10 protein-coding genes are annotated in these 11,857 nt (G+C 45.2%); 3 read left to right on the top strand and 7 right to left on the bottom strand.

The window, feature by feature from the left end:
- Positions 1 to 65: 65 nt before the first annotated feature.
- From PBAL39_RS14545 to rpmB, 7 genes are all read right to left on the bottom strand, one after another.
- Entirely contained in the window at positions 66 to 1,154 is a 1,089-nt protein-coding gene (locus PBAL39_RS14545; protein ID WP_008242804.1) for an Ldh family oxidoreductase, read from the bottom strand.
- A gap of 11 nt (positions 1,155 to 1,165) precedes the next feature.
- The gene (bshC, locus tag PBAL39_RS14540; RefSeq protein ID WP_008242803.1) at positions 1,166 to 2,755 is read right to left on the bottom strand and encodes a bacillithiol biosynthesis cysteine-adding enzyme BshC; all 1,590 of its coding nucleotides are present in this window, start codon (positions 2,753 to 2,755) and stop codon (positions 1,166 to 1,168) included.
- 46 nt (positions 2,756 to 2,801) lie between these two features.
- On the bottom strand, positions 2,802 to 4,136 hold the full coding sequence (gene rimO / locus PBAL39_RS14535) for a 30S ribosomal protein S12 methylthiotransferase RimO (protein WP_008242802.1): 1,335 nt from the start codon (positions 4,134 to 4,136) through the stop codon (positions 2,802 to 2,804).
- Positions 4,137 to 4,179: 43 nt separating this feature from the next.
- Positions 4,180 to 5,142, bottom strand: a complete 963-nt coding sequence (gene ftsY, locus PBAL39_RS14530; protein ID WP_008242801.1) for a signal recognition particle-docking protein FtsY — start codon at positions 5,140 to 5,142, stop codon at positions 4,180 to 4,182.
- 72 nt (positions 5,143 to 5,214) lie between these two features.
- On the bottom strand, positions 5,215 to 5,376 hold the full coding sequence (locus tag PBAL39_RS25070) for a DUF4295 domain-containing protein (protein WP_008242800.1): 162 nt from the start codon (positions 5,374 to 5,376) through the stop codon (positions 5,215 to 5,217).
- A 39-nt stretch (positions 5,377 to 5,415) separates the two neighbouring features.
- The gene (gene rpmG / locus PBAL39_RS14525) at positions 5,416 to 5,598 is read right to left on the bottom strand and encodes a 50S ribosomal protein L33 (protein ID WP_008242799.1); all 183 of its coding nucleotides are present in this window, start codon (positions 5,596 to 5,598) and stop codon (positions 5,416 to 5,418) included.
- 40 nt (positions 5,599 to 5,638) lie between these two features.
- The gene (gene rpmB / locus PBAL39_RS14520; RefSeq protein WP_039866682.1) at positions 5,639 to 5,872 is read right to left on the bottom strand and encodes a 50S ribosomal protein L28; all 234 of its coding nucleotides are present in this window, start codon (positions 5,870 to 5,872) and stop codon (positions 5,639 to 5,641) included.
- Positions 5,873 to 6,160: 288 nt separating this feature from the next.
- On the opposite strand from rpmB, the gene PBAL39_RS14515 reads away from it, so the two are divergent.
- From PBAL39_RS14515 to PBAL39_RS14505, 3 genes are all read left to right on the top strand, one after another.
- Positions 6,161 to 6,730 carry an RNA polymerase sigma factor gene (locus PBAL39_RS14515; protein WP_008242795.1) on the top strand — a complete coding sequence of 190 codons (570 nt, stop codon included), beginning with the start codon at positions 6,161 to 6,163 and terminating at the stop codon, positions 6,728 to 6,730.
- 296 nt (positions 6,731 to 7,026) lie between these two features.
- Positions 7,027 to 8,169, top strand: coding sequence for a FecR family protein (locus PBAL39_RS14510; RefSeq protein ID WP_008242783.1), 1,143 nt, complete (start codon positions 7,027 to 7,029; stop codon positions 8,167 to 8,169).
- A gap of 286 nt (positions 8,170 to 8,455) precedes the next feature.
- Complete coding sequence (locus tag PBAL39_RS14505; protein WP_157274036.1) at positions 8,456 to 11,851, top strand: TonB-dependent receptor; 3,396 nt, start codon at positions 8,456 to 8,458, stop codon at positions 11,849 to 11,851.
- Positions 11,852 to 11,857 lie beyond the last annotated feature (6 nt).

Below are 11,857 nucleotides of genomic sequence, written 5' to 3'. Positions count from 1 at the left end.
ACTTTTTTGCTTTACTTAGAAACTCGAAGAATAACTTATGCTTAAGCACCCATAAATACCACTGGTTATGCTGGCAGCCCGGCAATACCCAATCCTTCAGCCAAAGCATTCAGATCCTTCACTACCACATCAATCAGCGGGATCCCGATTACCTTTCTTTCCAATTCAAAATTATACTCGGGCTCACCGGGAATGATGACCTTTTTATCTTCATCCACGGTCTTTGCAGATTTAAACCTTTCAATCCAGTTGTCCAGATGATCCTTGAACTCCTGTGCAGGACGGAATCCATCCACACGCATTGCCCCAAAGAAGTGGCCTAAGCCTTCACCTACCGGATTTGCTGCCGGTTCCAGGAAAGCCACAAAAGGAGGGGCCCAGGGCCCGTAATTGGCGCCAGAGAGTACCGCAGATAGAATATCTACAGTAGCACTCAGTCCATATCCTTTATGACTGCCGTGATCCTTATCGCTTCCAAGAGGTAGTAAAGATCCACCTTCTTTCAATTGATTCGGATTCGTAGAAGTATTTCCGTTTAAATCCTGTACCCATCCTTCAGGAACAGGCTGGTTTGCGCGCTGTGCGATTTCCAGTTTACCATTGGCAGCAGCGGCAGTGGCCATGTCGACAATCACTGGGGGATATTTTCCCGCGGGGAAAGCATAACACATGGGGTTTGTGCCCAGTAACCGCTCATTCGCATAAGTAGGCGCAACAAGAGGGCTTGCATTGGTCATGCTGATGCCGACCATATCCTGCTCAACAGCCATCAATGCATGGTAACCTGCAATCCCAAAATGGTTGGAATTTTTCACCGCTACCCATCCGCTGCCATAAACCTTAGCCTTTTCGATCGCCACTTTCATCGCAAAAGGAGCTACCACCAATCCCAGTCCTCTGTCGCCATCTACGGTCGCTGTCGTTGGCGTTTCATGGATCACACGGACATTGGGCGTCGCATTGATCCGTTCCTTTTTCCATAAACGCACATAACCGCTCAGACGCGCCACCCCATGAGAGTCAATACCCCTGAGATCAGACTTTAGCAGGACATCTGCCGCGAGTTGGGCATCTTGTTCCGGACATCCCATTCTCAGGAATACACTTTCGGTAAAATTTCTTAGCTGCGCTTCTGTAAAAGTATGAAAAGTCATGGTGAGGAAAATTATTGGGCAAATAGAACAGTAAACTGATGATCCAATGGTTTGAAGCTATCGATGCAAGCAGCAATGAAAGCATCACCATGCACCACATAGATCGGGGCGATATTCAGGACACGCTCCTGAAGTACACCATTCGGAAATAGTTTATCCTTAAGGTCGTCAATCTGACTCAGAGAAGTATCATGTTTACGTTTTTCTGCCCTCAGCATCTTTTTCTCCAGACGTGAAATCAGTTTCAAAGCTTTCGTTTTCGCCGCATCAGCAGACTCCCCTAATGTCTTGTCTATTTTATACGCATTTAGCTTAATCTGGTCGAAAACAGCCCTGATGGAACGCTCCTCATCATCCAGGGAGAGCTGAAGCGTTACATGTGCCTTAATCCAGTCGTTTTTAAGCGTCTCATCGTCTTTAAACAGGTTCTTATGGGTAATGGCCAGGATTTGCATTTTACGCTCACTGCGCTTGTCTATGACCAGCGCTGAGTTCCTCAGCAACAATACCGGATAGGCCACACCATAATGCTCAAAGTTGCTTTTCAGCTGCAGCCAGTAGGTCACCTCTGCGCCTCCGCCAATATAGGCAAGGTTCGGCAGGATCACTTCCTGGTACATCGGGCGCATCACAACATTCGGACTAAACCGCTCTGGAAAAGATTCAATTTCCTGTTTAAGCTCGACTTCTGAAAATCTGATGTCACTATTCAAGACCTGATAAATTCCATTTTCTTCCACAATGCGTTCGCGAAAACCATCCGTCATGTAGAAGAAATTGATTTCACGTGGATTGACCTGGGCACGGTAACCATGATCCTCCAGACTGGCATTGCTTTCAGAAATAGATTTGAAACTGTTTTGTTCGATAATGTCTTTTTCAACAATGCCGGCGAACTGTTTTTTGAGTTCATGAACATCCGCATCTACACAGATCAGGCCGTACTCACCGAACAGGCCGTCTACCAGTACGCGTGTGGCATCTGCTAGTTTTTCATTTTGAGCATAAGCTCGATCTGTAAGTTCAGCCAGCTTCAGCCCATTTTCACTGATGCCAAGGTAACCTTTGTACGCGTTCAGTACTTCAGTAATGTCGGCCGTATTTAACCTGCCCGTTGCACCGGCAGCACGTTTATTCCAGCTGAGCTTTTTATCTTCAATTTTCAGGTGATTGATTTCTTCGAAATCATGATCCTCCGTTGCCATCCAGTATACCGGGACAAAATTGTAGTCTGGAAACTGCACCTTCAGCTCCTTTGCAAGGTTGATGGCGGTAACGATCTTATAAATGAAATAAAGAGGGCCGGTGAATATGTTGAGCTGATGACCGGTAGTGATGGTAAAGGTCCGGTCATCAGTCAGTAAATCAATGTTTTGCTGCACCAGGGCTGATGCGTCAATGTTGTGGTATTGCTTTTTGAGGACATCGACCAATGTTGATCGTTCCCCTTTAAAGTTGCGGTTCGCAATGGCTTTCGCAAAGCCATCAAAATCCGGTGTATACTTATAAAAAGCCTTTAGCTGGTCCTTTCCTCCGATGTAATCCAATACGGCAGCAGAAAAGGCATTCGTTTCCTGATAAGAGATGTACTTTGCTTGCATTGCCACGAATTTAAGTTAATAAACTATAATTCTGAACAACCCACTTTTATTTTACAATCTGTCCATACAGATCAAAGTCTTCCGCGCGGTCTATTCTCACATTTACGAAGCTGCCGTTGGCGGCGTAACCAGTAGCTGCATCAATCAGCACCTCATTGTCGACCTCCGGAGAGTCAAACTCCGTACGGCCAATAAAGAAATCACCTTCTTTTCTGTCGACCAGCACTTTGTAGGTTTTGCCCACTTTTTCCTGGTTGATGTCAAAAGAAATGCCTTGCTGAAGTTCCATAATGGCATCTACACGCTCTTGTTTTACTTCATCAGGGACATCATCCACCAGGTTATGGGCATGTGTTTTTTCTTCATGAGAATAAGTAAAGCAACCCAGTCTATCGAATCGGGTATCTTCTACCCAGCTGAGCATCTCTTCAAAATCCTGCTCCGTTTCACCAGGATAACCGCAGATTAAAGTCGTACGCATCGCAATGTTGGGCACTTTATCCCTGATCTGGTTGACGATGTCGATGGTTTTTTGTTTGGTGATGCCTCGGCGCATGGACTTCAGCATGTTGTCTGTGATGTGCTGTAATGGCATATCCAGGTATTTGCAGATGTTGTCGCGTTCGTTCATGGCATCCAGGATTTCCATAGGGAAACCAGAAGGGTAGGCGTACTGCAGCCTGATCCATTCGATACCATTCACATCAGAGAGGCGTCTCAGCAATTCGTCAAGGTTACGCTTTCCATAGATGTCCAGTCCGTAGTAGGTAAGGTCCTGTGCAATGAGGATCAGTTCTTTGGTGCCATTGGCAGCAAGGATTTTTGCTTCATTTACCAGTTCCTGCATGTCGCGGGAAACGTGTTTGCCACGCATCAGGGGGATGGCGCAGAAAGAGCATGGGCGGTTACAGCCTTCAGCAATTTTAAAATACGCAAAATGTGAAGGCGTGGTTAGCAGACGCTCACCGATCAGCTCATGTTTATAGTTTGCCCCCAGGGAGTGCAGGATGTTGTTCAGGTCGTTGGTGCCGAAGAAAGCATCCACATTGGTGATCTCCGATTCCAGTTCTGGTTTGTACCTTTCAGACAAACAGCCGGTCACGATTACCTTCCCAACTTTTCCTTCATCCTTCAACTGGCTGTATTGCAATATTGTATCAATAGATTCCTGTTTGGCATTGTCGATGAAACCACAGGTATTGATCACTACAATATCATCTTTGCCCATCTTGTCTGCTTCATGGACCACATCCATGCTGTTACCACGAAGCTGTCCCATTAAAACCTCAGAATCGTATAGGTTTTTGGAACAACCTAAGGTAATCACATTGATTTTAGGTTTTTTAACAGGGATGATCTTAGATACTGTCTTTGTATTCATATTATATTTTTCTCGTATGCAGAAGTTTAATAATCAGCGTTGCTTATTTAAATAAACTGTCTACAAAAGCTTTTTTATCAAATAATTGCAGGTCGTTCATGCCTTCGCCGACGCCTATATATTTTACGGGGATTTTGAACTGGTCGGAGATGCCGATGACGACACCACCTTTTGCTGTTCCATCCAGCTTGGTGATCGCAAGGGCATTCACATCTGTAGCTTCCGTAAATTGTTTGCATTGCTCGAATGCATTTTGTCCTGTTGATCCGTCGAGTACCAGCAAGATCTCATGAGGTGCAGAAGGGATGACCTTCTCCATGACATGTTTGATTTTGCCGAGCTCATTCATCAGTCCGATTTTGTTGTGCAGGCGACCGGCGGTGTCGATGATGACCACGTCTTCGCCATTGGCTACTGCCGACTGCAGGGTGTCAAATGCTACCGAAGCAGGATCGGATCCCATTGCCTGTGCGACCACCCTGACGCCTACACGTTCTCCCCAGAGTTTAATCTGCTCCACGGCTGCCGCACGGAAGGTGTCTGCAGCGCCAAGCACTACTTTTAATCCTTCAGCCTTCAGCTTGTGTGAAAGCTTTCCAATGGTAGTAGTCTTGCCGACACCATTAACACCAACCACCATGATGACATAGGGTTTGTGCTGGCCGTATTCAAACTTGCGGAAGTCGTTGCTGTTGTTTTCGGAAAGCAGCAGCTGGATCTCATCGCGAAGCAGGTGATTGAGTTCTGTCGTCGACAGATATTTGTCTTTAGCTACACGATCCTGTATGCGTTCAATAATTTTCAGGGTTGTTGTTACGCCCACATCCGAAGTGACCAGTACCTCTTCCAGGTTATCGAGCACATCATCATCCACTGTCGACTTACCCGCCACAGCTTTGGTGATTTTACTCAGAAACCCTTCTTTAGTTTTCTCTAATCCCTTGTCCAGCGCTTCCTGTGCTTCAGGTGCGGTTTCCTTTTTCTTGAAAAAATCGAATAAACCCATAAGAATGTATAACTAAACAAAAAAAGCCCTCCCACTAAAGAGGGACGGCTTTAATATTATTAAATATTAATATTATTTTTTAGATGCAGAAATAGCATCTGCTACGTGATCGTTATGAACAATAACTTCTTTGAAAGAATATGCACCAGTTTTAGGTGATTTCGTCATTGTAACAACTTTCGAATATTCTTTACCTTTACCCGTTTTCAGGGTTGCAACTACCTTTTTTGCCATGATCTAAATAGATTGTATTTAGTTAAAATACTAAATGTATTACTTAATTTCTTTATGTACAGTTACCTTCTTCAATACAGGGTTGAATTTTTTCAATTCTAAACGCTCTGTAGTGTTTTTACGGTTTTTTGTTGAGATATACCTAGACATACCAGGCATGCCACTGGTTTTGTGCTCTGTACACTCTAGAATAACTTGTACTCTGTTACCTTTTTTTGCCATTTTATTAATCTTAAGGTTGATTCACATCAACCAATGTTATTTACAAATATCCTTTTTTCATGAAACGATTGATCGCTTCAGTAATACCAATTTTATTGATGGTTTTAATAGCTGAAGTCGAAACTTTCAGTGTTATCCAACGATCTTCATCAGGAATATAAAATTTCTGAAGTTGTAAGTTGGGATAAAACTTACGCTTGGTTTTAACGTTTGAGTGAGAAACATTGAAACCCGTCATCGCCATTTTTCCGGTTAAATCACAAACTCTAGACATGCTTTTAAATATAGTGTTAATTGTTCTTTCTTAATTTTTTTAAGAGTGTGCAAATATCAATAAAATATTTGTAACCAGCAAGTAGCTCTTTAAAATATTTTAAATATTTTAAAACAAGGATGTTGTTTCGTGTGCAGGGCTTAATTTTAGTACTCAGGGAACACTAAAATGCCTGTCATTATCTTAACGGCAGATGCCGCTGTTTTATTTTAACACAGGCTGCAAAGATATCATTCGTTAGGGCTTGTAACCGGAATGTTATTCGTTATATTTGTCATAATGGGGTCAATGAAAACTGTGAACGATCATGAATTGGTGATGCTATTGAAAGATGGCTGCCATGAGGCTTATGCAGAAATCTACCGCCGTCATTATGCCCTTTTATTTTCTCATGCCTACAAGAGGCTTGGAGATAAGGAACTGGCCAAAGACCTCATCCAGGAGTTGTTTACCAACACCTGGGAAAAAAGAGAACTCTTTGTGCTGAAGTCCAGCCTTGCGGGATATTTTTTCACGACCATCAACAACCGGATTGTCAACCATTTTCTGCATGAGGGCGTAAAAGAGAAATATGCTTCGGCCTTTTCCAGTTTCGCCAGCAAGGAGGAAACCAGGTCTGACCACCGCATCAGGGAGAAGCAGCTTGCTGAACTGATCGAGAAGGAGATCCAGCAGCTGCCACCGAAAATGAGACAGATCTTTGAAATGAGCCGCAAGGAACACCTGAGTCATAAGGAGATTGCCGAGAGACTGGAACTCAATGAGAAAACTGTCGACCGGCAGGTCTCCAATGCACTGTTAAGGTTAAAAGCGAAATTCTTGCTTTCACTAATTATCTACTTCCTTTTTGAGACCTGATCAGCTCTGCTGTGTTAAAAACCAGGATAAGTGATTTTCGCTTTTTGTTCGCCAATTGTTCGGGTTTTGTTCGCTACTCACAAGGGGTTGACAAGGTACTCACAAGGTATTCACATATCCCGTATAAGGTATAGGGATATATAAAAGCCATAGAAAAGCCGTCAGAAAGGGCCTTAAAGGGCGAGGTGTACCTTATCAACCTCCCTGTTTTCAACCCGCTGATATTTTTTTCATTTTCTTCTGCATGTTAGCCCCTTACTTTCCTGTCATGTCTTTAAATCACCACAATTCAACGCATGACAAACGAACAGGCCTTAGCATTACTGGAAAAGTATAGAAATGGTAATTGTACCGATGAGGAGCAGATGCTGGTTGAGCGGTGGCTGTTCCAGATCAGAGATCAGCAGGCTAACCTTTCTGTCGAAGAACTGGAAGCCATAGGGCATGACCTCTGGCTGAAACTTCCTGGTGCACAGCAGATGGTGTCTAAAAGGTTACCCGGATGGGTTCGTCTGACATCAGTCGCAGCCAGCATTGCGCTGATCGGAGGGATTGCCTTTTTCTTTATGAGGCACCCTGCAGCTATAAAAACAAAAAGTAACATTGCTAAAACCATTCCCGTTGACGCCCTTCCCGGAGGTAATAAAGCCTACCTGACCCTAGCCGATGGCTCAAAAATTTCCCTAACGGAGGCGGCTAACGGTAAAATTGCCAGTCAGGCTGGTGTGACTGTAACTAAAAGTGCAGACGGACAATTGGTTTATACCATTATCGATGCTGGTAATCAGGCGGATCTCCGTAAAATAAATACCATTTCTACCCCTAAAGGTGGGCAGTGGCAGGTGAAATTGCCCGATGGTTCCAGGGTATGGCTCAACGCGGAGTCCAGCTTGTCTTATCCCATCACCTTTGCCGGTGCTCAGCAGCGCAGGGTAGAACTGAAAGGGGAGGCCTATTTTGAAGTTGCAAAAGATAAGATGCACGCCTTTGTCGTCAAGACTCCGGGGCAGGAGCTGGAAGTGCTGGGGACACACTTCAACATCAGTAGTTATCAGGATGAGGTCAGCACCAAATCCACCCTTCTGGAAGGAAGCGTCCGCATTGGAAATACTTTGCTTGAACCCGGTGAACAGGCTACATCCAATGCCGGGAGAATCAAGGTCAGTAAGATCGACACCACCATGGTCGTGGCCTGGAAGAATGGCCTGTTTCGCTTCGACAACACACCGCTAAAAGATTTAATGCGCCAGATTTCACGCTGGTACGATATAGAAGTCGCCTACGAGGGAGATTTTTCCGACCGTAAATTCTACGGGGAGATTGAGCGGAGTTACAGTCTGATGGAAGTCCTGAATGTATTAAAAAGCAGTAAGGTTCATTTCAGGATGGAAGCCGGTAAGGACAAAAAGGGGCAGAAGCTATTGGTGGTCATGCCATAGATACAATCAACACACCACATCAACCAAACCTAGACCAGAAAGGAGAAAGTTTATAGAAAGAAGAATACTAAACCAACTAACCTGCCAAATATATAACCTTTTACCAAGGGCAACATAAACGAAAAAACCGGAAGTGCTACCAACACCTCCGGAATTTTAATGGGCAGCCTGAATCCTCTGTTAAGAATTATAAATCAACAAACCCAAACAACAAATGTATGAATTTTACGCATCAGTAAGAGCTAAATGCTTTAAGCGGCTTCTTACAAGCAAAATTATCGTGGTGATGAAACTGACAATAATCATTTTAACCATCGCATGTCTGCAGGTATCTGCAAATGGATTTTCACAGAACATCACACTTTCAGAAAAACAAATACCCATAACCACGGTATTTAACCGCATTAAACAACAAAGTGGTTATCGTTTTTTCTGGGAATCAAGACAATTGTCGGATGTGAAAGTTTCCATAGATCTAAAAGACGTGCCACTTGAAACAGCGCTGAAACGCTTGTTCAAAGGGCTCCCTTATACCTACTCCATAGCGAAAAAATCTATCGTAATCATTGAAGCGCCTGTTCCCGAACCAGAGGAGGCGTTCCGGTACCTCCAACGGATCGTTACCGGTGTCGTCTATGATGAAACTGGCGGGCCTATTCCCGGGGCAACGGTAAAAGTTCAGGGTACCGAGCGCGGTGCCGTCACCAACATGGACGGTAAGTTCAGTATCCAGGTCAATAAAGATACTGAGGTATTGGTCTTTTCCTATGTCGGTTACATCACGCAGACAGCTACTGTGGGTGATAAAAAGACCATGGACGTCAAGATGGCGGTAGACCCGAAAACAGGCCTTGAGGAAGTCGCCATTGTCGCCTTTGGAACACAGAAGAAGGAAAGTGTTATCGGGTCAATTACAACGGTAAAACCAGGTGACCTGAAAATCCCTTCAAGCAACCTCACCGCTTCACTTGCCGGGCGTGTTGCGGGGATGATCGCTTATCAAAGGAGCGGGGAGCCAGGCGCCGATAATGCCGATTTCTTCGTTCGTGGGATCACGACCTTTGGCAACAATACACGACCATTGATCCTGATTGACAATATTGAGCTGACTACCACTGACCTGGCGCGTTTGCAGCCCGACGACATTGCTACGTTCTCCATCATGAAGGATGCTACGGCAACGGCACTATATGGTGCCCGTGGTGCAAATGGGGTGATCCTGGTGACCACCAAACAAGGGGTTGCCGGTGCTGCGAAAATATCATTAAGGGTAGAAAACTCAGCTTCGGCGCCTACCGACAATGTAGAACTTGCTGATCCGGTTACCTATATGAAGCTCGCCAATGAAGCGGTGGCTACCCGCAATCCACTCAATCCGCAGCCTTATCTGGAAGATAAAATTGCCGGCACAGAAGCGGGATTGAACCCTCTTGTTTATCCTGCTAACGACTGGCGCAAAATGCTCTTTAAAGACTACGCACTGAACCAACGCTATAACCTGAATGTGAGTGGTGGTGGTCCGGTAGCACGCTATTATGTGGCGGGTTCTTACAACAAGGATAATGGTATTCTGAATGTGGATGAACGCAATAATTTCAATAGCAACATCAACCTGCAGAGCTCATCCCTGCGTGCAAACGTGAACATCGATCTGACCAAAACCACCGAGCTTATCGTCAGATTGAGTGGGAACTTCGATGATTATTCCGGTCCACTTGATGGTGGTACGGACATGTACAGGAAAGTGATGCGCGCCAATCCGGTGTTGTTCCCTGCTTATTATCCAATTGACGAGCGTCACCAGTTTGTGAAACACATCATGTTCGGCAATTCCGGAATCAACAGTTCCTATCTGAATCCTTATGCTGATATGGTTAAGGGATACAGGGACGAATCACGGTCACAGATGCTCGCACAATTCGAGGCGAAGCAAAATTTAAAGGGACTCACTGAAGGTCTTTCTATCGCCTCCCTGCTCAACCTTACACGTACGTCGAACTTTAGTTTTAACAGGTCTTACAACCCATTTTACTACCAGCTTGCAGGATATGATCCGCTCGCTGATCAGTACCAGATCTCCAAGATCAATGAAGACGGAACGGAATATCTTGGCTTTCAGGAAGGGGCTAAAAACCTGAACTCAACATTTTACATGCAAACCACGCTCAACTACACACGGACTTTCGCTTCGAAACACGATGTTGGTGGCTTGCTGGTATTCATCAACAGACAGAGTTTAAATGCAAATGCAGGAGATCTGCAGCAGTCGCTGCCTTCGCGGAACGTCGGCCTTTCCGGCCGCGCTACCTATGCGTATGACAGGCGGTATTTTGCGGAATTCAACTTCGGATACAATGGAACAGAGCGTTTTGCCAAATCCAATAGATTCGGATTTTTCCCTTCTGCAGGGGTCGCATGGAGTGTGTCCAATGAAAAGTTCTTTGAACCTCTAAAAAATATAGTCTCCAATCTGAGGCTGAGGTATACCTATGGGCTGGTAGGAAATGACCAGATCGGCAGCGCCGCAGACCGCTTTTTCTATCTTTCCAATGTGAACATGGATGACCCCAACCGCTCGGCTTTGTTCGGAAGGGACCTCAATCATTCACTCAGCGGAATCAGCATCAGCAGGTATGCCAATCCTTACATCAGCTGGGAAACTGCTACCAAACAAAATGTGGCCATGGAGCTGAGCCTGTTCGGTAAAGCCAACATCATCGCAGAGTACTTTACGGAAAGAAGAAAAAACATCCTGATGGACAGGGCTTCAGTACCTACCACAATGGGCCTTTCTGCGGGTACAAAAGCCAATCTTGGTGAAGCCAGCGGAAACGGGATTGACCTGTCTGTGGACTATCAGCAGGCCTGGTCTAAAGACCTGTGGCTTTCCATCCGGGGAAACCTGAGTTATGCGAAAAGTAAATACCGTGTATTTGAGGAACCTGAGTATGATGAGCCATGGCGTTACCGTGTAGGCAGCGGCCTGCAACAAGTATATGGTTATATCGCGGAACGTCTCTTTATTGATGATGAAGAAGCTGCAAACTCACCGGTACAGAGTTTTGGCAGCGAATACGGGGGCGGTGACATCAAATATACGGATGTCAACAGAGATGGCAGAATCTCAGAGGCCGATATGGTGCCTATAGGAAATCCTACCGTTCCTGAAGTGGTGTACGGATTCGGGTTCTCTATGAGCTTCAAGAAGTTTGATTTCTCCGCATTCTTCCAGGGATCTGGCAACCAGTCTTTCTGGATAGATCCGGCAGCCACCTCTCCCTTTGTATCTTATCTCTATCCGGGAGAGAATGCAAATGGCAGAACTTATACCAATCAGCTGATCAAAGCTTATGCGGATAGCTACTGGTCCGAAGAAAACAGAAATGTTTATGCCACCCTGCCACGACTGAGTGCAACACCAAATACAAACAACTACCAGACCAGCACCTGGTTCATGCGCAACGCTTCTTTCCTCCGTCTCAAACAGGTCGAGTTTGGCTATACCTTCAATAAGAAATTCCTCGAACGTATCCGTGCCTCCAACCTGCGTGTGTACGTTAGCGGCAGCAACTTGTTGATGTTCAGTAAATTCAAAATGTGGGATGCTGAAATGGCCGGTAATGGTCTGGGGTATCCTGTGCAGAGAGTATTTAACGTTGGTCTTAACCTCAGTTTTAATTAACCATTG

The sequence above is a fragment of the Pedobacter sp. BAL39 genome (genome assembly GCF_000170795.1).
Taxonomy (GTDB): domain Bacteria; phylum Bacteroidota; class Bacteroidia; order Sphingobacteriales; family Sphingobacteriaceae; genus Pedobacter.
The sequence above is the reverse complement of the archived record's forward strand: the minus strand, read 5'-3'. Positions and strand labels throughout refer to the sequence as shown.

Bases quoted from the DNA above. Each gene is read 5' to 3' on its own strand.
- rpmG (WP_008242799.1), bottom strand. From the start codon at position 5,598: ATGGCAAAAAAAGGTAACAGAGTACAAGTTATTCTAGAGTGTACAGAG.
- PBAL39_RS25070 (WP_008242800.1), bottom strand. From the start codon at position 5,376: ATGGCAAAAAAGGTAGTTGCAACCCTGAAAACGGGTAAAGGTAAAGAA.
- ftsY (WP_008242801.1), bottom strand. From the start codon at position 5,142: ATGGGTTTATTCGATTTTTTCAAGAAAAAGGAAACCGCACCTGAAGCA.
- PBAL39_RS14505 (WP_157274036.1), top strand. From the start codon at position 8,456: ATGAAACTGACAATAATCATTTTAACCATCGCATGTCTGCAGGTATCT.
- rimO (WP_008242802.1), bottom strand. From the start codon at position 4,136: ATGAATACAAAGACAGTATCTAAGATCATCCCTGTTAAAAAACCTAAA.
- PBAL39_RS14545 (WP_008242804.1), bottom strand. From the start codon at position 1,154: ATGACTTTTCATACTTTTACAGAAGCGCAGCTAAGAAATTTTACCGAA.
- PBAL39_RS14510 (WP_008242783.1), top strand. From the start codon at position 7,027: ATGACAAACGAACAGGCCTTAGCATTACTGGAAAAGTATAGAAATGGT.
- rpmB (WP_039866682.1), bottom strand. From the start codon at position 5,872: ATGTCTAGAGTTTGTGATTTAACCGGAAAAATGGCGATGACGGGTTTC.
- bshC (WP_008242803.1), bottom strand. From the start codon at position 2,755: ATGCAAGCAAAGTACATCTCTTATCAGGAAACGAATGCCTTTTCTGCT.
- PBAL39_RS14515 (WP_008242795.1), top strand. From the start codon at position 6,161: ATGAAAACTGTGAACGATCATGAATTGGTGATGCTATTGAAAGATGGC.